The organism is Azorhizophilus paspali (genome assembly GCF_043587585.2).
GTDB classification, from domain to species: Bacteria; Pseudomonadota; Gammaproteobacteria; order Pseudomonadales; family Pseudomonadaceae; genus Azotobacter; species Azotobacter paspali.
This window is the reverse complement of record NZ_CP171449.1, coordinates 3,606,869-3,628,889: the sequence shown is the minus strand read 5'-3', so window position 1 is coordinate 3,628,889 and position 22,021 is coordinate 3,606,869. Positions and strand designations below refer to the sequence as shown.

Here is a 22,021-nt window from a genome sequence, read left to right as displayed (position 1 = left end):
GCGATTTTGCGATGCCTGAACTACCAGCGAATGCGCTCGGGCTTCGATTGCAGGCGGCGCATGACCGAACGAACACGTCCTTCCAGAACCTCCCGGCTTCTCACGCTTGGCCCGCTGCGCACTTGCTGCTTGAGGTCGCCATTCAGGTACTCGTCCGGGTCGAGTTCCGGAGCGTAGGCCGGCAGAAAGAACACTTCGATCCGCTCTCGACGCTCGTCCAGCCAGGCTTTCACTTTCTTGCTGTGATGCTCGCGCAGGTTGTCCAGGATCAGGAAGACCTTGCGCCCTTGGGTGTCCCGGATCAGCCGCCCCAGGAAGCGGATCGGCACGGTCGCCGTCAGGGTTTCCCGATACAGCATGAAGCGCAGCTTGCCCCGGTTGGTCGAAATCATGTTCGAGGCAAAGCGGCTCCCACTGACCTTGCGGACTGGCGTTCGCCTTGCCGGGGCGTAGCTACGCCTCGCGTGGCTATCGCTGCGCAAGCCAGTTTCATCACCCCAGTGAATCTCGCCGCCCTCGGCCTGGGCACGCCGCTCGATCTTCGGGTACTCGCGCTTCGACTAGCGCTGTATCGCTGAGCATCAATCGAGGCATTGCAAACTCACGGGGTTATCTGGCTAGGCCCCGAATTCCGCGGGTTTGCTATTCATCGACGCCTCTGGCTCGAAATGTCAACAGCTCCTAAGCTTTCACGGCGGACATACCGCCTGCCGGGGTTTCGCCACGGCCGCGACCGCCCTTGGCGAAACTCCATTTCCATGGACAGGAAAAAGAGCACGATATGGAAGACCCTTACGTATCCATCCTGATTCCGGCCAGGGACGAAGCCGGCAATCTGACTCCGCTGCTGGAAGAGATTCGCCGGGCGCTCGTCGGCGAGGCCTACGAAATCATCGTGGTGGACGACGGCAGCCGCGACGGCAGCAGCGCCGAGTTGCAAGCGCTGAAAAGCGCCGGCTTCGCCGAGCTGCGCATTCTCCGCCATGCCCGCTCGCTCGGGCAGAGCACGGCCGTGCACCGTGCGGCGCTCGCCGCCCGCGGCCACTGGCTGGCCACCCTGGACGGCGACGGCCAAAACGATCCGGCGGACATCCCCGGCATGCTCGCCCTGGTGCGCGGCAGCGAGGGGCGGGCCGACGGCCTCAAGCTGGTGGCCGGGCACCGGGTCGAACGCCAGGACAGGCTCGCCAAGCGCTGGGCCTCGCGCTTCGCCAACGATCTGCGCAGCCGCATTCTGCAGGACGGCATGCCAGATACCGGCTGCGGCCTGAAGCTCATCGAACGGGAAGCTTTCCTACGCCTGCCCTACTTCGACCACATGCATCGCTTCATCCCCGCGCTGATCCGCCGCCACGGCGGCCGAATGCAGGTCCATCCCGTCCACCACCGCCCGCGCCGGGCCGGCGTCTCCAAGTACGGCAACCTCGACCGCGCGCTGGTCGGCATCCTCGACCTGTTCGGCGTCTGGTGGCTGATCCGGCGCACGCGCCTGGACGTGCCGGTGCAGGAAATCGGAGGCTGAGGCATGGAAAAACAGACGCTTTGGTTGGCGATCGGCTTCGCCGGCCAAATGGTCTTCACCGGCCGTTTCCTCCTGCAGTGGCTGTACAGCGAATACCAGAAGCGCAGCCTGATCCCGGTGGGCTTCTGGTACCTGAGCCTGGTCGGCAGCGCGCTGCTGCTGGCCTACGCGCTCTATCGCCAGGACCCGGTGTTCATCCTCGGCCAGTCGTTCGGCTTCATTGTCTACCTGCGCAACCTGCAGTTGATCGCCCGACAGCGTGAGCGGAGGGACTGAATGACCGGTTGCAAGCTATCGGCAGCCGCCTCGCAACGCGCCGAACTGGGCGGCCTGCTGCTCCTGGCGCTGCTGCTGCTCGGTGCCGGCCTGGGCCTGCGTCAGCCGCTCAACGTCGACGAGGAGCGTTTTCTCGGCGTGTCCCTGGAAATGCTGCAGGATGGCTCCTGGTTCATTCCCCACCGGGCCGGGGAGATCTATTCGGACAAGCCGCCGCTGTTCATGTGGGCGGTCGCGCTGTTCATCCGCCTGACCGGCAGCCCCAAACTCGCCCTGTTCCTGCCGGCCCTGCTCGCCGGCCTGGTGGCGACGGCCTGCCTCCACGACTTGGGCAGCCGCCTGTGGAACCGCCGCGCCGGGCTCTGCGCCGCGCTGCTGTTTCTCGCCACCTACCAGACCTTCAGCATCCTGCGGGCGGGCCAGATCGACGGCTTTCTCTGCCTGTGGATCGTCCTCGCGCTCTACGGCCTGCTCCGCCACCTGCTGCTCGGCCCGGCCTGGAGCTGGTATTACCTGGCCTGCATGGCCATGGGTCTGGGTGTCATCAGCAAGGGGGTCGGCTTCCTCCCGGTGCTGATGCTGCTGCCGTACTCCTATGCCGTGCGCCGAGGCTGGTCGGGGGTGGTGCCGATGCCGGGGCAGATGCGCGCCTGGCTGCTCGGCCTGCCGGTCGCCCTGGCGGCCATCGGTGTCTGGCTACTGCCCCTGCTGGTCGGCGTCGCCCTGCACGGCGATGCCGACAGCCTAGCCTACGTCCGGGAGATCCTGCTGCGCCAGACGGCCGAACGCTACGCCAACGCCTGGGCTCACCGGGAACCGTTCTGGTACTTCTTCGTCGAGGTGATTCCCAAGTACTGGCTGCCGCCGGTCCTCGCCCTGCCCTGGCTGGTCCCGGCCTGGCGGCGCCGGCTCGCCAGGCGCGATGGGCGCCTGCTGGTGCTGCTCGGTTGGGTGGCCCTGGTGCTGCTGTTCTTCTGCCTGAGCAGCGGCAAGCGCAAGCTCTACATCTACCCGGCCCTGCCGGCGCTGGCCTTGGCGGCCGCGCCGCTGCTGCCCTGGTTGCTGCACCGCTGGATTGCCGGTCGGCCACGCCGGCGCCGGCTGCTCCTCGGCCTGAGTCTGTTCTGGTTCGTCGCCTGGTTCGCCCGTGGCTTCATCGAGCCGGCCAGGACGGGAGCCAACCCCCATGAAGGCATCATGCGCCAGGCGGCCGAACTGACCGGCGGCGCGGAACTGGTGCTGACCGAATGGCGCGAAGGCCACTGGCTATTCGCCCGCCAGCCCATCGTGCATTTCGGCTTCCGCGCACCGGCCACGGTCGAGCAGGCCGCCGCATGGCTGCGCGGCCATCCGCAAGCCTTCGCCCTGGTGCCGGCCCGCGACCTGGCCCGCTGCTTCCGGCCGGAGCGGGCGCACCGGCTCGGCGGCACCTCCCGGGCGACTTGGCTGCTGGTCGGCGCCGAGGCGGACAACGGCGCCTGCCGCAGCGATCCGCCGGCGCGCGTCTACCGTTTCGCCTGGCAGACGGCCGGGGCGGCGCTCGCCGCCGGCCGCTAGCTGGCATGGCGTGCGGGATATCACCGCTGCAGCTCCTCCCTGTCGGGTAATATCCCCATATCGCGCGCCCACATGGGCAGATCGATGTGCTTCGCCATGACCACATCTGGAGAACGGCCGCTTCTACCGCGACCTGGAAGCGAAGCTGGCCATTGCCCAGCGCGCCGGCAAGAAGGTCCGCGCCAGGGCCATTCACGCCAGGATCGCCAACCGCCGCAAGGACGCCCTGCACAAATTCAGCCGGCAACGGGTGAACCGGTACGGCGAAATTCACGTGGGCGATGTATCGCCCACGAAACTCGTGAAGACCCGGATGGCCAAGTCGGTGCTCGATGCCGGTTGGGGCCAGTTGAAGACGATGCTGGAATACAAGTGCGCTCACGCAGGCATCGTCTTCAAGGTGGTCGGCGAGGCGTACACCACCCGCACCTGTTCGTCCTGTGGCTCGCTCAGCGGCCCACAGGGCGTCGACGGACTGCGAATAAGGGAATGGATCTGCTGTGAGTGCGGTGTCGCTCACGACCGTGATGTGAACGCGGCCAGGAACATTCTCGCGGCCGGGCATGGCCGTCCAGTGGTGGGAATTCCCATCCTTTAGGGCGGAGAAGATGTCAAGTTTCGTGTTCAATCGGGCCGTATCGCTTCGACGCCACCCGCTGCGGCCGTCTTCGGCGGGGACGGGGAGTCAGAACAGCGGATGTTCCAACTTCAGCGTCAGCGAGTCGTCGCAGCGGGCGTTCTGGCCCGAATAGGCGCTGCAGCCGGTGCCGCGCAGGTCCGAGCCGCTGTAGGTGACGCCGACCCGCAGGCTGGCCCAGGGACGCGACAGGTTCAGCGACCAGTCGTTGAAGCGCCGCACGCTGGCGCCGTCGGACAGGTACACCGGCCGGTCGAGGGCGTGGTTGGCGTATTTCACGCTCATGTCCAGGTTCAGCGGGTGCAGCAGGTCCAGGTCGAGCAGCAGGGTACCGTCGGTACGCTCCGAGGCCAGGCTCCAGGCGGTGCCCAGGCGACTGTTCTCGAGGCTGATGCCGGCATACAGCTCGTGCCGGTCCTGTTCCTGCAGGCGCGGGAAGGTATAGCGGATCAAGCCGAACTCATAGCCTAGGGTATCGTCGGAGGGACGCTTGTAACCCAGGTAGGAGTTCAGTTCCATCTGATTGGAGCTGAGCACGCCGGCGCTGGGCGACCAGTTGCCCAGGTACCAGCCGCTCGGGTGGGTTAGGTCCAGGCCGCCGTAAAAGATGCCGGCCTGTTCCTGCTGTACCAGCCCCTGAGCCATGCTGCGGCTCGGCGTCGAGCCCAGCTTCAGTTCGAAGTCGCCCAGTTCGCGTTCGAGCACCTGGGCCTGTGCCGTCACGGCCATGCCGGCGAATAGCGCCAGCAGCGGTTTGTTCCTGCCGATCATCGCGTTCTCCCTGTCTCCGGTCGGGCAGCCAAGCGCTCCCACCTCGAACCGATACCCCGCGAAAAGCCATAGGATAGCTTTGCGCTGGTAGTTAGGCCCAGTCGTGTCAAAAAGCCAGCGGTTCGCTGCGTTCGCTGCAATGGCATACGAAGGCTTTTGCGCTTGATGCTTATCGAGCCTAACGCTTAGGCTGCTTTCGTTTCTTCCTCTCCCGTCCGTTTCCTGCCGAGGATTCGTCCTTGAATACCGCCTCCCATCCGTTCCACGGGATACTGCTGATTCTCGCCGCCGGGCTGGTGCTGGCCAGCCATGACGGCATCGCCAAATACCTGGCCCTGAGCCACTCGCTGATCCTGGTGGTCTGGGCGCGCTACCTATCGCAGAACTTAGTGATGCTGCTGTTGTTCGGCCCGCGCCGGGGGCTGTCGATCGTCCGCACCGGCCATCCCGTGCTGCAACTGATCCGCGGGCTGTGCCTGGTCGCGGTCAGCCTGCTGTTCGTCTCGTCCCTGCGCCACATCCCGATCGGCGAGGCGACCGCGGTGCTGTTCCTCGCGCCGCTGTTCATCACCGGGCTATCGGCGACGCTGCTGCGCGAACGGGTCAGCCGCGGACAGTGGGGCGCGGTGGTCCTTGGCCTGCTCGGTGTGTTGGTCATCGTGCGGCCGGGCGGCGCGCTATTCACCCCGGCGGCCCTGCTGCCGCTGGGAGCAGCGTTCTGCCTGGCGACCTTCATGCTGCTCACCCGGCGTCTCAGCAAGAGCGACGATCCGGTCACCTGCAACTTTCTCTCCAGCTTGGTGGGCGCCTTGCTGATGAGCGTATTGGTGCCTTTCTACTGGGAGATGCCCGATTCGCACGACGGCCTGCTGCTGGCCGGGATGGGCGGCGTGGCCATGGCCGGGCACTTGCTGCTGAGTCATGCGTACCGCTACGCCAGTGCCGCGACCCTGGCGCCTTTCACCTATTCGCAGATCGTCTTCGCCGTACTGGTCGGCGCCGTTGCCTTCGACCACGTGCCGGACAGCATCGCCCTGCTGGGCATCGCCATCGTCATCGCCAGCGGGGTGCTGTCGGTCTGGGTGCAGCGGCGGGCGGCGCTGCCGCCGGCCGCCGACCGCCAGGGGAGGGGCTCAGAGGCCGAAGTCGGCCGGGGCTAGGCCGAGTTCGGTGCAGATGCTGTGGCAGACCGCGCGCTCGCCTTCGTCGAAGTTGCCGTCGGAGTTGCCGATCGCGCAGCAGACGCGCACCAGCAGGCGGGCGGCATCTTCCTTGCCGCGCAGCTTGCAAACCGTGCGCAGCGCCTCGGCGCGGCCGATCTCGGCGTCGAATTCGAACTTGAGGCAGATGTCGGTGAAGGCCTTGATGACCTCCTGGAGATCGAACACCTTGAGTTCGTTCGAGTTCTGGATGAAGCCGATCATCTTCTGCTTTTCGCTGCTGCTGATGCTGCCGTCGGCCGCCGCTACCAGCGCGCAGCCGGCGACCACGGCTTCCATGAATTCACGGTTGCGGAACTTGGCCACTTCTGTAGTGAGTTTCTCGCGTGCAGCAGCCGTGTTGCTTTTCAGCCAATCGAGCATTGGATTACTCCTGATCAAGTGTTGCCGAGGGCGGGGCCGACTATGGTCGATCCTCCGCAGTTTGGCCAGTGTCCCGTCCGGACCCTGTGCGAAGCATAGCCCTGCAGGCAGCGTGGAGCCTAGCATCCGGCACGGGAATGGATATGTATCCGGATTTTCCGGTTTCAAGAGGGGCGTTCCGCTGCCGCGCCCACTTCAGTTGTTGTCGCCGACGGCGTTGCGGCGGATCTGCCACTGTTTCCACTCGAAGCCCAGCACCACCAGCAGCGACAGGGCGAAGGGCAGCAGCAGGTAGAAGCCGCGGAAGACGACCAGCGCGGCCAGCACGTCCGCCGGATCGAGTTCCGGCAGGGTGGCCAGGAAAGTCACCTCGAGCACGCCGAGGCCGCCCGGGGCATGCGATAGCAAGGCCAGGGAGAAGGAGGCGAGGAACACACCGAGCACCACCAGGTAGCCGGGATTGTTTTCCGCCGGCAGGGAGAAATAGATGATCGCCGCGGCGCAGAGCAGTTCCAGCGGCCCGGCGAGCAACTGGCGGCCGACGATCGGCAGGCTCGGGTACTCGATGTGCAGCTTGCCCAGGGTCCAGGGCTTGAGCTGGAGCCACGAGCCGAGCACGTAGAGGGCCACCAGCGCCAGGAAGGTACAGCCGATCGTCACCGAGAACTGCGTGGGAAGGTCGGCCACGCGCTGGATCAGCGAGGGTTGCAGCACCAGCACGCAGCCGCTGATCAGCAGGGCGCCGAGGACGAAGGTGAGGGAACAGAAGACGATGAGGATGCCGATCTCGTGGGGCGACAGGCCCTTGGTGCGGTAGGCGCGGTAGCGCACCATGGCGCCGGAGAACACCGAGGCGCCGATATTGTGTGCCAGGGCATAGGTGGTGAAGGAGCAGAGGGTGATGAAGCGCCAGGAGATGCACTTGCCCAGGTGGGCGACGGCGATGCGGTCGTACCAGGCCAGCGCCCAATAGGCGCCGCAGGTGGCCAGCATGGCCATCAGCCAACTGCTGACGGAAATCGCCCGCAGGCTTTCGGCGATGTCATCCAGGGAGATGTTGCGCAGTTCGCGGTAAAGCAAGAGGCAGGACAGCACTACCGCCACGAGACCGATCAGCGTCCAGATGAGATCGCTTCGTTTTTTCAAAGGGTTGGCTCCTTATTGCTCTCGACGGCCGTCCTGTACGACGCTTCGGGTGGTCATTTCGTGGCCAGCTTAACGCATGGCGCCGCGCAGTATCCTGAAGCCGACCGTCGGGCTCAACCCATTCGCTCGTTCTGACCTGCGCCCGATATCGTGCGACCCCGGCTTTGTCTTCTGACTGGAGACATCGTGCGAGTCGCCGCCAGGCGCCCAGGACGTGTCTGGCAAGGCGATTGTCGCCGCCGGCGATGATCTCGGTAGGACATCAGCGCCGGTCGACGGAGGCGGAGGGGTCAAAAGAGGAAATAACGCTGTGCCAGCGGCAACACCTCGGCCGGTTCGCACCAGAGCAACTGGCCGTCGGCCTTGACCTGGTAGGTCTGCGCATCGACCTCGATGGTCGGGGTGGCGCCGTTGTGGATCAGGTCTTTCTTCTGCACGTTCCGGCAGCCCTTGACAACGCCGATGCGCTTGTGCAACCCGAGTCGTTCCGGCACCCCGGCGGCCAGCGCCGCCTGGCTGACGAAGGTGATGCTGGTGGCGTGGCGCGAGCCGGCGAAGCTGGCGAACATCGGCCGGTAGTGCACCGGCTGCGGGGTAGGAATGGAGGCGTTGGCGTCGCCCATCAGGCTCGCGGCGATGGCGCCGCCCTTGAGGATCAGCGAGGGTTTCACGCCGAAGAAGGCCGGCCGCCAGAGTACCAGGTCGGCCCACTTGCCGACCTCTACCGAGCCGACTTCGTGGCTGATGCCGTGGGTGATCGCTGGGTTGATGGTGTACTTGGCGACGTAGCGCTTGACCCGGAAGTTGTCGTTGCCCGGCGCATCCTCGGGCAGGGCGCCGCGTTGCTTCTTCATCTTGTCGGCGGTCTGCCAGGTGCGGATGATCACTTCGCCGACCCGGCCCATGGCCTGGCTGTCCGAGGAGATCATGCTGAAGGCGCCGAGGTCGTGGAGGATGTCCTCGGCGGCGATGGTCTCGCGGCGGATGCGGCTTTCCGCGAAGGCCACGTCTTCGGCGATGCTCGGGTCGAGGTGGTGGCAGACCATCAGCATGTCCAGGTGTTCGTCGATGGTGTTGCGGGTAAACGGCCGGGTCGGGTTGGTTGAGCTGGGCAGCACGTTGGGCAGGCCGCAGGCCTTGATGATGTCCGGCGCGTGGCCGCCGCCGGCACCCTCGGTGTGGTAGGTGTGGATGGTGCGGTTCTTGAAGGCGGCCAGGCTGGTCTCGACGAAGCCGGACTCGTTGAGGGTGTCGGTGTGGATCGCCACCTGCACGTCGTAACGGTCGGCCACGGACAGGCAGTTGTCGATGGCCGCCGGGGTGGTGCCCCAGTCCTCGTGCAGCTTGAGGCCGATGGCGCCGGCCTCGATCTGCTCGGCTAGAGGGCCAGGCAGGCTGGCGTTGCCCTTGCCGGTGAAGCCCAGGTTCATCGGGAAGGCGTCGGCGGCCTGCAGCATGCGCGCGATGTGCCAGGGACCGGGCGTGACGGTGGTGGCGTTGGTGCCGGTGGCCGGTCCCGTGCCGCCGCCGATCATGGTGGTGATGCCGCTCATCAGCGCCTCTTCGATCTGCTGCGGGCAGATGAAGTGGATGTGGCTGTCGATGCCGCCGGCTGTGAGGATCATGCCCTCGCCGGCGATCACCTCGGTGGCGGCGCCGACGGCGATGGTCACCCCCGGCTGGATGTCCGGGTTGCCGGCTTTGCCGATGGCGGCGATGCGCCCGTCCTTGAGGCCGACGTCGGCCTTGACGATGCCCCAGTGGTCGAGGATCAGCGCGTTGGTGATCAGGGTGTCGACCACCGCGGCGCTTTCCAATTGGCCCTGGCCCATGCCGTCGCGGATCACCTTGCCGCCGCCGAACTTCACTTCCTCGCCGTAGACGGTGAAGTCCTGCTCCACCTCGATCCACAGCTCGGTGTCGGCCAGGCGCACCCGGTCGCCGAGCGTGGGGCCGAACATGTCGGCGTAGGCTTGTCTACTGATTTTCATGGCGTTCTTTCCTGTCTGTAGGGTGGACAACGCTCTGCTTGTCCACCGCGTTTTCCGTGAGCGGTGGAAAAGCCTGCGGCGTTTTCCACCCTACGCAAGGGTATGGGGAGGGACGGCTACAGTTCGCCCATCACCTGCCCGGCGAAGCCGTAGACGCGGCGCAGGCCGGCCAGCTCGACCAGCTCGACCTCGCGGCTCTGCCCCGGCTCGAAGCGCACGGCGGTGCCGGCCGGGATGTTCAAGCGCATGCCACGGGTCGGGGCGCGGTCGAAGACGAGGGCGTCGTTGGTCTCGAAGAAATGGTAGTGCGAGCCGACCTGGATCGGCCGGTCGCCGCTGTTGGCCACGTTCAGGGTCAGGGTGCGGCGGCCGGCGTTGAGTTCGATCTCGCCGTCTTGGATCTGGTATTCGCCGGGGATCATGTGGAAACTCCTGTATCGGTATGCGGGCGGGAGGTGGCGTTCGCCTCTCGCGCGCAGGGAGTGGGAATTGTCAGGCGATCGGTTGGTGCACGGTCACCAGCTTGGTGCCGTCGGGGAAGGTTGCTTCGATCTGGATCTCCGGAATCATTTCCGGCACGCCCTCCATCACCTGGTCGCGGCTGAGCAGGGTGGTGCCGACGTGCATCAGCTCGGCCACCGTGTGGCCGTCGCGGGCGCCCTCGAGCAGGGCGGCGGAGATGTAGGCCACGGCTTCCGGGTGGTTGAGCTTGAGGCCGCGGGCCAGGCGCCGCTCGGCCAGCAGGCCGGCGGTGAAGATCAGCAGCTTGTCTTTCTCGCGAGGGGTCAGATCCATTCAGGTGCTCCAGATTCGAGGGGGAAGGGCGTCGCGGCCGAGCAGGGCGGGGCGCAGCAGGCGCCATAAATCGATCAGCCAGGCGCGGGCGTCCAGTGCCTGGTCGGCCAGACAGCGGCCGACCAGCAGATCCGGCAGTTGGGTGAGGTCGCCGCGCACCCGTCCGGGCAGTTCGCGACAGCGCGCCAGCAGTTCGGCGTCGATCTCGCCGCTGGCCAGCAGGGTGGCGAATACCGGCGCGCCGTCCAGGCCGACCGGCGAGTCGAGCAGGCCGTCGCCGCCGTCCAGGCGTTGGCACTCGTGCCAGAGCAGGCGGCCGTCGCGGCGGATGTCCAGGGCGGCGCGGTAGCGGCCGGCGGCGAAACGCTCGCCGCTGGCCGGGCGGCCGAGGGCGACGATGTCCCAGTGGAACAGCCGGGCGTCGCCCTCCAATTCGATCCGCGTGGCCAGCTCGGCCTGGGCGGCGGAGTAGACGATGGTTTCCTGGGGCAGCCATTCCAGGGTGGCGCCGGCCGCCACGCGCAGCCGCAGCCGCTGCGTGGCCGGCGCGGCGGCGCGGTACCACTTGGCCGCGCCGGGGCTGGTCAGTTGCGCCCAGGCGCCGTTGCCGACCTCGGCAGCGATCTCCAGGCGGTCGCCGCCGGCGATGCCTCCCGGCGGATGCACGAGGATGTGCTGGCAAACCCGCGGCCCTTCCGGGTAGAGATGTTTCTGCACCCGCAGCGGCCCCGCATGGCGGCGCCGTACCGGGCGCGTGGCATCGCCGGCGCGGGCGTAGGCGAGGTCTAGCTCGGCGTGCCAGACGGGGCTGAACGGGACAAAGGCCGAGGGCGCGTTCATCGGGATCTGCCGTGGTCGAGGAGCGGCCAGTGTAGCGTGGCGCCGAGGGCCACTCTAGGCTGCTCCGCTCGTCGCGGATAGGCCGGTCGCGACGGGTCTGCTTCAATAGCGCCAAGGCGTCCCGTCGGGGCGAGGGGTGCTGTAGGGTCTGTCGACGTTTGGGCGTAGGCCGCGTCCCTGCGGGTGGGGCCGCCCAGGCTGCGCGGCAAAGGCCGCCATGCGGCGTTGGCGGGTCTTGGCAAGGCAATGATCATGGCCGGCGACCCGCGCCTTGCCGAACGCGGCCCGGCCTGGCGGCATTTGACGCGGCAACGCGGTTCACGCCCAAATGTCGACAGGCCTTAAGGTTTTCGCACACGACTTTTTCCGGGAGGGGGTTCCCATGAGCGGTTTTGCCCATGCCGTCGGCGGCCAGACCTGGCGCTTCGACAGTCTTCGCGAACTGCTGGCCAAGGCCAGTCCGGCACGCTCCGGCGATTATCTAGCCGGGGTGGCGGCACAGAGCGACGCCGAGCGGGTAGCGGCGCAGATGGCACTGGCCGAGGTGCCGCTCGGGCACTTTCTCAACGAGGCGGTGGTCCCCTACGAGGCGGACGAGGTCACCCGGCTGATCCTCGACAGCCACGACGCCGCCGCCTTCGCCCCGGTCGCCCATCTCACCGTCGGCGGCCTGCGCGACTGGCTGCTCGGCCCCGAAGCCGACGAGGCGACGCTGGCCGCCCTGGCGCCGGGGCTGACCCCGGAGATGGCCGCCGCGGTATCCAAGCTGATGCGCGTCCAGGACCTGGTGCTGGTGGCGCAGAAGATCCGCGTGCAGACGCGCTTTCGCAACAGCCTCGGGCTGCGCGGACGGCTCTCCACCCGCCTGCAGCCCAACCATCCCACCGACGATCCAGCGGGCATCGCCGCCAGCGTCCTCGACGGGCTGCTCTACGGCAACGGCGACGCGGTGATCGGCGTCAACCCGGCCAGCGATAGCCTGGAGGCAATCGGCGAACTCTTGAAGATGCTCGACGCGGTGATCCAGCGTTACCAGATCCCCACCCAGGCCTGTGTGCTCACCCATGTCACCTCGTCGATCGCCGCCATCGAGCGCGGCCTGCCGGTCGACCTGGTGTTCCAGTCCATCGCCGGCACCCAGGCGGCCAACGCCAGCTTCGGCATCGACCTCGCAGTGCTGCGCGAGGGCTACGAAGCCGGCCTCGGCCTGAAGCGCGGCAGCCTCGGCGACAACCTCATGTACTTCGAGACCGGCCAGGGCAGCGCGCTGTCGGCCAACGCCCACCACGGCGTCGACCAGCAGACCTGCGAGGCGCGCGCCTACGGCGTGGCGCGGCGCTTCCGGCCGCTTTTGGTGAACACCGTGGTCGGCTTCATCGGCCCGGAATACCTCTACAACGGCAAGCAGATCGTCCGCGCCGGCCTCGAGGACCATTTCTGCGGCAAGCTGCTCGGCCTGCCGATGGGTTGCGACATCTGCTACACCAACCATGCCGAAGCCGACCAGGACGACATGGACATGCTGCTGACCCTGCTCGGCGTGGCCGGGGTCAACTTCATCATGGGCGTGCCGGGTTCCGACGACGTGATGCTCAACTACCAGAGCACTTCCTTCCACGATGCCCTCTACGCCCGGCAGACCCTCGGCCTACGTGCCGCGCCGGAGTTCGAGGAGTGGCTCGCGCGGATGGGCATCCTGCGCCAGGACGACGGCCGGCTGGTCCTCGGCGACGAGTTGCCGGCGGCCTTCCGCCCGGCGCTGGCGCGCTTGTCCTGAGCCGCAGCGCGTACATGTCATGTGTAGGTGGAAAACGACCGCGGGTCTTTTCCACACCAGCCGGTCATCGAGAGGCCTGTGGTGGAAAACGCTGTGCGGTTTTACACGGGGTGGCCATCCACCCGCGAATCTTAGGAAGAGAACCAGCCCGTTTCGAGGTCGACATGTCCGACAGATCCCCCACCACCGAAAACCCCTGGCAGCAATTGCGTCGCCTCACCCCGGCACGCATCGCCCTCGGCCGTGCCGGCGCCAGCCTGCCGACCGTCGCGCATCTAGCCTTCCAGTTCGCCCACGCCCAGGCGCGCGACGCCGTGCACCTGCCGTTCGAGCCCGCCACCCTGCAGGACGGGCTGCGCCTGCGCGGTCTCGACGGCCTGCTGCTGCGCAGCGCCGCGCGGGACCGTGACACCTACCTGCAGCGCCCCGACCTGGGGCGTCGGCTGCGGCCGGAGTGCGCCACGCGGCTGCGCGATTGGCACGCCGAGCACGGCGGCGGCCGGGATCTGGCCATCGTCGTCGCCGACGGGCTGTCGGCGCTGGCCGTGCAGCGCCACGCCCTGCCGCTGCTCGACTGCCTGCTGGAGCGATTGCCGGGCGAGGGCTGGTCGCTGGCGCCGGTCACTCTGGTCGAACAGGGCCGGGTGGCGGTGGCCGACGAGATCGGCGAACTGCTCGGCGCGCGGATGACGGTCATCCTCATCGGCGAGCGCCCCGGTCTCAGCTCGCCGGACAGCCTGGGCCTGTACTTCACCTTCGCACCGCGCGTCGGCCTCACCGACGCCGCGCGCAACTGCATTTCCAACGTGCGCCCGGAAGGCCTGAGCTACGCCATGGCCGCCCACAAGCTGCTCTACCTGATGCGCGAGGCCTGCCGCCGCCAGCTCTCCGGGGTGGAGCTGAAGGACGAGGCCGAAGTGGCGCGGCTGGACGGCGCCGGTTCGGGGCCGGGCAACTTCCTGCTCGGCGAGGGCTGAGGCTTGCCGGAGGCCGGTGGCGCCCCTAGCATGGGCGCCCCTTCGAACCGGTGAACCCGCTATGGCCCGCCCAGCCCGTCCCGCTCCCCGCCGGCCCGCCGCTCAGGCGCCAACCCGCCGTCCGGGACTGCCCGAGGCGCTACCGGCCGCGCCGCGGCTGATCCTGTTCAACAAGCCGTTCGACGTACTCACCCAGTTTCGCGGCGGCGACGGGCGGGCGACCCTCAAGGACTTCATCCCGGTCCCCGGCGTCTATCCGGCCGGCCGCCTGGACCGCGACAGCGAGGGCCTCCTGTTGCTGACCGACGACGGCCGCCTGCAGGCGCGCATCGCCGATCCCCGGCACAAGCTGGCCAAGACTTACTGGGTGCAGGTGGAGGGCGAGCCGGACGAGGCGCAACTGCAGCGCCTGCGCGAGGGGGTGACGCTCAACGACGGCCCGACCCGCCCGGCCGAGGTGCGCCGGCTCGATGCCCCCGAACTCTGGCCACGCGACCCGCCGGTGCGCTTTCGCAAGAGCGTGCCGACCGCCTGGCTGGAACTGACCATCCGCGAGGGGCGTAATCGCCAGGTGCGGCGCATGACCGCCGCGGTCGGCTTGCCGACCCTGCGCCTGGTGCGAGTGCGCATCGGCCCCTGGAGTCTGGACGGTCTGGCGCCGGGAGAGTGGCGGGAGGCGCCGGCGCGGTTGTGAGGGGAGAGGCGCTCAGAAACCTTCCAGGCTGCCGATCACCAGGGTTTTGATGACGAAGCCGAGCACGCCGAGGCCGAGGGCGAAGAACAGCACCAGGGTGCCGAGGCGGCCGGCGTTGGATTTGCGCGCCAGATCCCAGACGATGAACGCCATGAACAGAATGAGACCGCCGACCAAGCTGATCATCATCCACTCTTCGAACACTTCGGGTTCCACTGCGACCTCCTGCGGGGCTTACGGAGAAGGCCGACGAGTATAGCGAAGTCGGCTCCGTCTCAGGCGCGTAGGTGTTCCAGCGGCAGCTTGGTGCTCGACTGCACCTGGCGCAGGACGAAGCTCGATCGCACGCTGGCAACGCCCTCGATGCGGGTCAGGGTACCGAGCAGGAACTGCTGGTAGCTGTCCATGTCCGGCACCACCACCTTCAACTGGTAATCGGCGTCCATCCCGGTGACCAGGCTGCACTCCTGCACCTCCGGACATTTGCCGATGACCGCCTCGAAATGCTCAAAGCGGTCCGGGGTGTGCCGGTCCATGCCGATCAGCACGTAGGCGGTGAGGGTCAAGCCGAGCCGCTTGCGGTCGAGCAGGGCCACCTGGCGCAGGATGTAGCCGTCGTCCTCGAGCTGCTTTACCCGCCGCGAGCAGGGCGAGGGCGACAGACCGATGCGCTCGGCCAGCTCCTGGTTGGACAGGCGGGCATCGTGCTGCAGTTCAGCGAGGATGCGCAGGTCGTAGCGGTCGAGTTTGCCCATAGCGGATGGCCTGTGTGAAAAGATTGCCGATTATCTTGCTTTCCTGATGACTGATTGCGCAAGTCGCAGTTCATCGGGCAATGTTCGCAATCCTCTGCCGGATTCGTGGGTCTATTCTTTTCCCCACTTCGAGGCCCGGACATCTGGTCCACCCGGCGCGCCCAACCAGGCGTTCCGGGGCCGCGCGATCTTACCGGGTCGCGCGGCATCCGGGCATGCGCCGCAGACCGGGCAGCGCGGAAAGACGGCGAGGCTTTCGCCGACGACGGACGGAGCGAAAACGGGAGGACAGGCGCAGGCCTGTCCTCCCGTTTTCATTTTCAGTCTTCGTCCTGCGGCGGGTCGGTGTGGACCAGCACCTCGGCGCGTGGGAATTGCGCATGGATCGCCCGCTCCACCGCCACGGTGCGGCGGTGGGCTTCGGTCAGCGACATTTCGCCCGGCAGGCGCACATGCAACTGGACGAACCAGCGGGTGCCGGAAATGCGGGTACGCAGGTCGTGCACGTCCATGATGTCGGGCACGTCGCCGGCCAGTTCGGCGATGCGCTGGCGCACCTGTGCGGGCAGCTCGGTGTCCATCAGCACGGTCACCGCCTCATGGCCGATCTGTACGGCGCTCCACAGGATATAGCCGGCGATGCCGATGCCGAACAGTGCGTCCAGCTCGCCGAGACCGAGATTGACCAGCAGCAGGGCGAGCAGGATGCTGGCGTTGAGCAGCAGGTCGGAGTGGTAGTGCAGCGAGTCGGCGCGGATCGCCGTGGAGCCGGTCGCCTGCACCACGCGGCGCTGGAACTGCAGCAGGCCGGCGGTGGCCGCGAGCGACAGCAGAATTACGACGATTCCCAGGGTCTGCGCATGGAGCGGCTGCGGGTGCAGCAGGCGGTCGATGCTCTGCACGCCGACCAGAAGGGCGCTGACGCCGATGAACACCGACTGGCCGAGACCGGCCAGCGCCTCGGCCTTTCCGTGGCCGTAGCGGTGGTCGTCGTCCGCCGGACGCAGCGAGTAGTGCACCGCCAGCAAGTTGATCAGCGAGGCGGCGCCGTCCAGCAGCGAGTCGGTGAGGCCGGCGAGCAGGCTGACCGAGCCGCTCAGCCACCAGGCGATCGCCTTGGCCAGCGCCAGGCCGATGGCCACCGCCAGGGCGGCGGTACTGGCCAGGCGCATCAGGCGGGCCTGTTCCTGCGGGGTCTTCATCGGTAGGGGATCTTCGCGGCGACTGTGGGGGCGGGCGGCATGATAGCAGGGCGCTGCGCAGGTGGAGCTTCAGGCGGGCGGCAGCAGGCCGGCAGCGGCCAGACGGCCAGGGCCGGGATCGCGCTGGATCAGGCGCGGCTCGCCCGCCGGTAGGCGGCGACCGGTTTCTCGCTCGATCAGCGTCTTGAGTCGCGCCGGGTCGATGCGGCCATCGGCGCCGATGCTGCGGCGCAGGGTTTGCGGCGCCACCGAATAGCTTTCGCCCGGCGGTAGGTAAATGGCGCCGGTGGTGAAGTCGACGGCGAAGGCGACCACCCCAGGGATCACGTAGAAGAGCAGGCCGATGGCGTCCAGGCCGGCGACCAGATAGTCGATCCGACCCTCGATCTGGCCGCGCCGGTCGGGAAAGAAGATGCTGCCGCAGGCGCTCAGTTGGGTGGTCAGGGCGACGGCCAGCAGGCCGCCCAGAATGCGGGTCCAAAGGTGCATGAAGCTGTCCTGAAGGTGGTCTGGGGGCGGGAACTATAGCAAGGCCGGCATGACAGGCGTCCATGCGCCGTGCCCTCTATAATCGGCGCCCCGCCGTGGAGTGACCGATGAATCCGCTACCCATAGACGCCGTCCTGCCCGCCCTGCGCGAGGCCCTGTCCCTGCGCCACGAGGCCGTGCTCGAGGCGCCGCCCGGCGCCGGCAAAACCACCCGCGTGCCGCTGGCCCTGCTCGACGAGCCCTGGCTCGAAGGGCAGCGCATCCTGATGCTCGAACCGCGCCGGCTGGCCGCACGGGCCGCCGCCGAGCGCCTGGCCGCCGAACTGGGCGAGGCGGTCGGCGAGACGGTCGGCTACCGCATCCGCCTCGACAGCCGGGTCGGCCCGCGCACGCGCATCGAGGTGCTCACCGAGGGCATCCTCACTCGCCGCCTGCAGGACGACCCGGCGCTGGAGGGCGTCGGCCTGGTGATCTTCGACGAGTTCCACGAGCGCAGCCTGGACGCCGACCTGGCCCTGGCGTTGACCATCAACGGCCGCGCCCTACTGCGCGACACGCCGCTGCGGGTGCTGCCGATGTCCGCCACCTTGGAGGGCGAACGGCTCGCCGCGCTGCTGGACGATGCGCCGCTGGTGCGCAGCGAGGGGCGCATGTATCCGGTGCAGATCCGCTGGGGACGGCCGCTGCCGCCCGGCGAGCGGATCGAGCCGCGGCTCCTGCAGACGGTGCTGCAGGCGCTGGATGAGGAGTCCGGCAGCCTGCTGGTGTTCCTGCCCGGCCAAGCGGAGATCCGCCGCCTTCACGAGCAGCTCGGCGAAGCCCTGGCCGGGCGCGTCGGCATCCTGCTCTGCCCGCTGCACGGCGAACTGGACCTGGCCGCCCAGCGCGCCGCCATCGAGCCGGCGCCGGCCGGAGCGCGCAAGGTGGTGTTGGCCACCAACATCGCCGAGACCAGCCTGACCATCGACGGCGTGCGCGTGGTGGTCGACGCGGGACTGGCGCGGGTACCGCGCTTCGATCCCGGCAGCGGCATGACCCGCCTGGACACCCAGCGCATTTCCCGTGCCTCGGCGACCCAGCGCGCCGGCCGTGCCGGACGCCTGGAGCCGGGCGTCTGCTACCGGCTGTGGTCGCAGGCGCAGCACGAACAACTGCCCGCCCACGACGACGCGGAGATCCTCCAAGCCGATCTCGCCGGGCTCGCCCTACAACTGGCGCGTTGGGGCGTGGAGCCGGCCGATCTGGCCTGGCTCGATGCGCCGCCAGCGGCTGCCTTCGCCCAGGCTCGCGAACTGCTGGCGAAGCTCGGCGCACTCGCTCCCAACGGCAGTCTGAGTGCCCATGGCCAGGCCATGGCCGGACTGCCGGCGCATCCGCGCATCGCCCACCTTCTGCTGCGCGGCCAGGCGCTGGGGCTCGGCGCGCTGGCCTGCGACGTCGCCGCGCTGCTCGGCGAGCGCGACATCCTGCGCGGCACCGGCGCCGACCTGCACAGCCGCCTGGCCCTGCTCGGCGACACGCAGCGGGCCGGGCGCGGCGCCCGGAGCGGCGTGCAGCGCGCCCGCCAATTGGCCCGCCAGTACCGCGGACTATTGCCGAAAGAGGTACGCGAGAAGGTCGATGATCCGGATGATCCGCGCTGGCTCGGCGCGCTGCTGGCCTTCGCCTACCCAGACCGCATCGCCTGCCAGCGCCGCCCCGGCGGCGAATACCGTCTGGCCAACGGCCGTGCCGCGCTGTTCGCCGAGCCGGATGCGCTGATGAAGCACGCATGGCTGGTGGTCGCCGAGCTGGGTAGCCGCCATGGTCAGCGCGAAGAACGCATCTATCTGGCCGCCGAACTCGACCCGGCACTGTTCGAGACAGTGCTCGCCGAGCAGGTGAGCGTGCGCGACGAACTGGACTGGGACGAGCGCGAAGGCGTGCTGCGCGCCGAGCGCCAGCGGCGGGTCGGCGAACTGGTGCTGGAGCGTCGGGCGCTGCCGGGGCTCGACGAGGCGGCGCGCGGCCGGGCGCTGCTCGGCCTGGTGCGGCGCAAGGGCCTGGAGCTGCTGCCCTGGACGCCCGAGCTGCGCCAGTGGCAGGCGCGGCTGGCGCTGCTGCGTCGCCTCGATCTGGCGGAAAAGGGCGAAAGCGACTGGCCGGACTTGTCCGACGCGGCCCTGCTGGCGAACCTGGAGGACTGGTTGGCCCCGTATCTGGGGCAGGTCTCGCGGCTCAGCCATTTCGCCGCGCTGGATTTGCCCGGCATTCTCAAGGGATTGCTGCCCTGGCCGTTGCCGCAGCGTCTCGACGAATTGGCGCCGCCGGCCGTCGCCGTACCGTCCGGCTCGCGCATCCGTCTCGACTACGCCGAAGAACCGCCGGTGCTCGCCGTACGCCTGCAGGAGCTGTTCGGCCTGGCGCAGACGCCGCGCATCGCCGGCGGGCGGCTGGCGGTCAAGCTGCACCTGCTGTCGCCAGCGCGCCGACCGGTGCAGGTCACCCAGGATCTGGCGAGCTTCTGGGCCAATACCTACGCCGAAGTGAAAAAGGACCTCAAGGGGCGCTATCCCAAGCACTACTGGCCGGACGACCCGCTGATCGCCGAACCCACCGCCCGCGCCAGACCGCGGTAGTAGGTCCGGCCCGCCGAGCTATGCTGGAAGGTTTCGGCGGGATCGTTTCCGCCAGCCCAAGGAGGTGGCATGCATCGCAAGGTCTTCGCTGGCAGGTTATTCGAGCGCCAGGTGGCGCTGATCGGCGGCGGCTGCTCCGACGTCGGCCGGGCGCTGGCGGTACGCCTGGCGCAGGCCGGCGCGAGTCTGGCGCTGCTCGACCTCGATATGGCTGCGCTGGACAGCCTGGTCGAGCACCTGGCCGACCATCACAACTGCGCGGCGCTCGGATTGCCTTGCGACCTGACCGACGCGCTGGCGGTGGAGCATGCCGTAACGCTGGTCGGCGAGCGTTTCGGCGGCATCGATCTGCTCGCCTGCTGCGCTGTCGTCCATCACTGCGGCGGCATCTGCGACACCGCGCCGGAAGTATTCCGGCGGGTCATGGAGATCAACTTCTTCGGCGCCCTGCATTGCGTTCAGGCGGCGCTACCCGGCCTGCTCGCGCGGCGCGGGCAGATCGTCGTGGCCGGGGCGCTGCCCGCCTTCGGTCCGCCGCAGGTCAGCCGTGGCGCCGAGGCCGCCAGCCGGCAGGCGCTGCTCGGGCTGTTCGAGACGCTGCGCCTGGAGGTCGCGGCGGACGGTGTCAACGTGATGCTGGTGTGTCCCGGCCGCGCCGGCGAACCGGCGTGCGACGACCCGTCCGGCGCCGAGGCGGCGGGCCGCCTGCCCTCGGCGCAGGACATCGCCGAGGCGATCTTCCAGGGGGCGTTGCGCCGCCGCCATCTGCTGATGCTGCCCAGCTACGACTGGCGCGCCCGGCTGCTGGCGCGGCTCGCGCAGTAGTTGGGCCGGACGGGACGCAAGGGGGCGGTGAGGGAGGAGTCTTGCCGGCGGCGCCGGGACAGGGTATGAACATGCGCGCCCGGCACGCTTCCCGTCGCCGGGGTCTGCGCCCGTGTTCCGGCGGGCCGTGGAATAATCGTTTCGTTGTCTTCGTCCGGCGCCGTCCCGTTTGCTGCCCATTCTTCGAGCAACCCTGCAAAGTTTGCGGGTAAGATGACGCCTTTACATACTGGTGGCCTGTCATGACCTTTGCCTATCTTGGCTTGATCAAGCCTCTGCTGCGGACTTTGCCCGTACTCGGTTACATCCTGCCCACGCCGGTGCAGCGCCAGGCGATTCCCGCGTTGTTGGCCGGCCGCGACCTGCTGATGGCGGCGCAGACCGGCAGCGGCAAGACTGCCGGCTTCGCCCTGCCGGTACTGCAGCGGCTGACCCTGGAGGGGTCGCCGGCCGCCGCCAACTCGGTGCGTGCGCTGGTGCTGGTGCCGACCCGCGAACTGGCCGAGCAGGTCCATGGGACCATCCGTGCCTGCGGCATGGAGCTGCCGTTGCGGACCGCGGTGGCCTATGGCGGGGTGAGCATCAATCCGCAGATGATGCTGCTGCGTTCGGGGATCGACGTGCTGGTGGCCACGCCCGGCCGGCTGCTCGACCTGTACCGGCAGAACGCCGTACGCTTCGACCAGTTGCAGATCCTCGTGCTGGACGAGGCCGATCGCATGCTCGACTTGGGCTTCTCCCGCGAGCTGGAAGAGCTGTTCGCCCTGCTGCCGGCGCAGCGCCAGACCCTGCTGTGTTCGGCCACCTTCTCCGAGGAGATCCGCCAGATCGCCACCGGCCTACTGCGCGACCCGCTGACCATCGAGATCAGCGCGCCCAACTCGGCGGCGCCGAGCGTCGCCCAGTGGATGATCCCGGTGGACAAGAAGCGCAAGGCCGAGCTGTTCCTACATCTGCTGGAGCGCGAGCGCTGGGAGCAGGTACTAGTGTTCTCGCGCACCCGCAAGGGCGTCGAGCGGCTGGCCGAGGAACTGCAGCAGCGCGGCTACCGGGCCGGCGCGATCCACAGCGACCTGCCGCAGCCGGCGCGCCTGCGCGCCCTGGAGCAGTTCAAGGCCGACGAGTTGCAGGTGCTGGTGGCCACCGACGTGGCTGCCCGCGGGCTGGACATCCAGGGTCTGCCGCTGGTGGTCAACCTCGATCTGCCGGTCGTCCCGGAATACTACGTGCACCGCATCGGCCGTACCGGCCGCGCCGGTGCCAGCGGCGAGGCGATCTCGCTGGTCTGCGCCGACGAGGTCGAACAATTGGCCGCCATCGAGGCGCTGATCCGCCAGTTGTTGCCGCGCCGCGAGGAGCCCGACTTCAGCCCCGAGCATCGGGTGCCGGAAACCGCCCTGGGTGGCGTCATCCTGAGCAAGCCGAAGCAGCCCAGGCAGAAACCGGTCCCCAAATTCGGCGACCGGCTCGACGACAAGGCCCGGCCGGCAGTGGAAGCGGTACGCCAGATGCCCAATCTGAGTACGCTGCCGGACAGGAAGAAGTAGGCCGGTCCGGTGCGCTCTC

General features: G+C 68.3%; 22 protein-coding genes and 1 pseudogene. 11 read left to right on the top strand and 12 right to left on the bottom strand.

Annotation, left to right across the window (positions count from 1 at the left end):
- Window positions 1–20 precede the first annotated feature (20 nt).
- Window positions 21–551, bottom strand: a pseudogene (locus ACGI6K_RS17550) (IS630 family transposase); the annotation flags it as partial.
- A gap of 230 nt (window positions 552–781) precedes the next feature.
- On the opposite strand from ACGI6K_RS17550, the gene ACGI6K_RS17545 reads away from it, so the two are divergent.
- The 4 genes from ACGI6K_RS17545 (at window position 782) to ACGI6K_RS17530 (ending at window position 3,953) form a co-directional block, all read left to right on the top strand.
- Complete coding sequence (locus ACGI6K_RS17545; RefSeq protein ID WP_376944924.1) at window positions 782–1,522, top strand: glycosyltransferase family 2 protein; 741 nt, start codon at window positions 782–784, stop codon at window positions 1,520–1,522.
- Between the two features lie 3 nt (window positions 1,523–1,525).
- Window positions 1,526–1,798 (top strand): lipid-A-disaccharide synthase N-terminal domain-containing protein, encoded by a 273-nt coding sequence (locus ACGI6K_RS17540; RefSeq protein ID WP_376944926.1) that lies wholly within the window; start codon window positions 1,526–1,528, stop codon window positions 1,796–1,798.
- Window positions 1,799–3,355 (top strand): ArnT family glycosyltransferase, encoded by a 1,557-nt coding sequence (locus ACGI6K_RS17535; protein WP_376944928.1) that lies wholly within the window; start codon window positions 1,799–1,801, stop codon window positions 3,353–3,355.
- 106 nt (window positions 3,356–3,461) lie between these two features.
- Window positions 3,462–3,953, top strand: a complete 492-nt coding sequence (locus ACGI6K_RS17530; RefSeq protein WP_377969286.1) for an RNA-guided endonuclease InsQ/TnpB family protein — start codon at window positions 3,462–3,464, stop codon at window positions 3,951–3,953.
- An 87-nt stretch (window positions 3,954–4,040) separates the two neighbouring features.
- Here the strand turns inward: ACGI6K_RS17530 and ACGI6K_RS17525 are convergent, their stop codons facing one another.
- On the bottom strand, window positions 4,041–4,763 hold the full coding sequence (locus tag ACGI6K_RS17525) for a TorF family putative porin (protein WP_376945649.1): 723 nt from the start codon (window positions 4,761–4,763) through the stop codon (window positions 4,041–4,043).
- Between the two features lie 239 nt (window positions 4,764–5,002).
- Between ACGI6K_RS17525 and ACGI6K_RS17520 the strand changes: the two genes are divergently transcribed.
- Window positions 5,003–5,923, top strand: coding sequence for a DMT family transporter (locus tag ACGI6K_RS17520; protein ID WP_394542977.1), 921 nt, complete (start codon window positions 5,003–5,005; stop codon window positions 5,921–5,923).
- On the opposite strand, the gene ACGI6K_RS17515 is transcribed toward ACGI6K_RS17520, so the two are convergent.
- The 6 genes from ACGI6K_RS17515 to ACGI6K_RS17490 form a co-directional block, all read right to left on the bottom strand.
- Window positions 5,897–6,346, bottom strand: a complete 450-nt coding sequence (locus ACGI6K_RS17515) for a tellurite resistance TerB family protein (protein WP_376945743.1) — start codon at window positions 6,344–6,346, stop codon at window positions 5,897–5,899. The two genes, ACGI6K_RS17520 and ACGI6K_RS17515, sit on opposite strands and share 27 nt — an antisense overlap.
- 195 nt (window positions 6,347–6,541) lie before the next feature.
- Entirely contained in the window at window positions 6,542–7,492 is a 951-nt protein-coding gene (locus ACGI6K_RS17510) for a lysylphosphatidylglycerol synthase transmembrane domain-containing protein (protein ID WP_376945651.1), read from the bottom strand.
- A gap of 290 nt (window positions 7,493–7,782) precedes the next feature.
- Window positions 7,783–9,483: an urease subunit alpha gene (gene ureC, locus ACGI6K_RS17505; protein WP_376945653.1), complete on the bottom strand. Its 1,701-nt coding sequence runs from the start codon at window positions 9,481–9,483 to the stop codon at window positions 7,783–7,785.
- A gap of 116 nt (window positions 9,484–9,599) precedes the next feature.
- Window positions 9,600–9,905, bottom strand: a complete 306-nt coding sequence (locus ACGI6K_RS17500) for an urease subunit beta (protein WP_376945655.1) — start codon at window positions 9,903–9,905, stop codon at window positions 9,600–9,602.
- Between the two features lie 70 nt (window positions 9,906–9,975).
- Window positions 9,976–10,278, bottom strand: a complete 303-nt coding sequence (ureA, locus tag ACGI6K_RS17495) for an urease subunit gamma (RefSeq protein WP_376945657.1) — start codon at window positions 10,276–10,278, stop codon at window positions 9,976–9,978.
- A complete protein-coding gene (locus ACGI6K_RS17490) occupies window positions 10,279–11,118 on the bottom strand; it encodes an urease accessory protein UreD (protein WP_376945659.1) in 840 nt (279 codons plus the stop codon).
- 382 nt (window positions 11,119–11,500) lie between these two features.
- On the opposite strand from ACGI6K_RS17490, the gene ACGI6K_RS17485 reads away from it, so the two are divergent.
- The 3 genes from ACGI6K_RS17485 (at window position 11,501) to ACGI6K_RS17475 (ending at window position 14,566) form a co-directional block, all read left to right on the top strand.
- The gene (locus ACGI6K_RS17485; RefSeq protein ID WP_376945661.1) at window positions 11,501–12,895 is read left to right on the top strand and encodes an ethanolamine ammonia-lyase subunit EutB; all 1,395 of its coding nucleotides are present in this window, start codon (window positions 11,501–11,503) and stop codon (window positions 12,893–12,895) included.
- A gap of 164 nt (window positions 12,896–13,059) precedes the next feature.
- Complete coding sequence (eutC, locus tag ACGI6K_RS17480; protein ID WP_376945663.1) at window positions 13,060–13,872, top strand: ethanolamine ammonia-lyase subunit EutC; 813 nt, start codon at window positions 13,060–13,062, stop codon at window positions 13,870–13,872.
- 61 nt (window positions 13,873–13,933) lie between these two features.
- Window positions 13,934–14,566, top strand: coding sequence for a pseudouridine synthase (locus tag ACGI6K_RS17475; protein WP_376945665.1), 633 nt, complete (start codon window positions 13,934–13,936; stop codon window positions 14,564–14,566).
- A gap of 12 nt (window positions 14,567–14,578) precedes the next feature.
- Here the strand turns inward: ACGI6K_RS17475 and ACGI6K_RS17470 are convergent, their stop codons facing one another.
- The 4 genes from ACGI6K_RS17470 to ACGI6K_RS17455 form a co-directional block, all read right to left on the bottom strand.
- Window positions 14,579–14,782 carry a DUF2788 domain-containing protein gene (locus tag ACGI6K_RS17470; protein ID WP_376945667.1) on the bottom strand — a complete coding sequence of 68 codons (204 nt, stop codon included), beginning with the start codon at window positions 14,780–14,782 and terminating at the stop codon, window positions 14,579–14,581.
- 59 nt (window positions 14,783–14,841) lie between these two features.
- Entirely contained in the window at window positions 14,842–15,321 is a 480-nt protein-coding gene (locus ACGI6K_RS17465) for an Lrp/AsnC family transcriptional regulator (RefSeq protein WP_376945669.1), read from the bottom strand.
- A gap of 320 nt (window positions 15,322–15,641) precedes the next feature.
- Entirely contained in the window at window positions 15,642–16,523 is an 882-nt protein-coding gene (locus tag ACGI6K_RS17460; protein WP_376945671.1) for a cation diffusion facilitator family transporter, read from the bottom strand.
- Window positions 16,524–16,592: 69 nt separating this feature from the next.
- Complete coding sequence (locus ACGI6K_RS17455; RefSeq protein WP_376945673.1) at window positions 16,593–17,012, bottom strand: polyribonucleotide nucleotidyltransferase; 420 nt, start codon at window positions 17,010–17,012, stop codon at window positions 16,593–16,595.
- A 107-nt stretch (window positions 17,013–17,119) separates the two neighbouring features.
- On the opposite strand from ACGI6K_RS17455, the gene hrpB reads away from it, so the two are divergent.
- The 3 genes from hrpB (at window position 17,120) to ACGI6K_RS17440 (ending at window position 22,002) form a co-directional block, all read left to right on the top strand.
- Complete coding sequence (gene hrpB / locus ACGI6K_RS17450) at window positions 17,120–19,630, top strand: ATP-dependent helicase HrpB (protein ID WP_376945675.1); 2,511 nt, start codon at window positions 17,120–17,122, stop codon at window positions 19,628–19,630.
- A 69-nt stretch (window positions 19,631–19,699) separates the two neighbouring features.
- Window positions 19,700–20,455, top strand: coding sequence for an SDR family oxidoreductase (locus ACGI6K_RS17445; protein WP_376945677.1), 756 nt, complete (start codon window positions 19,700–19,702; stop codon window positions 20,453–20,455).
- Between the two features lie 242 nt (window positions 20,456–20,697).
- Entirely contained in the window at window positions 20,698–22,002 is a 1,305-nt protein-coding gene (locus tag ACGI6K_RS17440; protein WP_376945679.1) for a DEAD/DEAH box helicase, read from the top strand.
- Window positions 22,003–22,021: the final 19 nt, after the last annotated feature.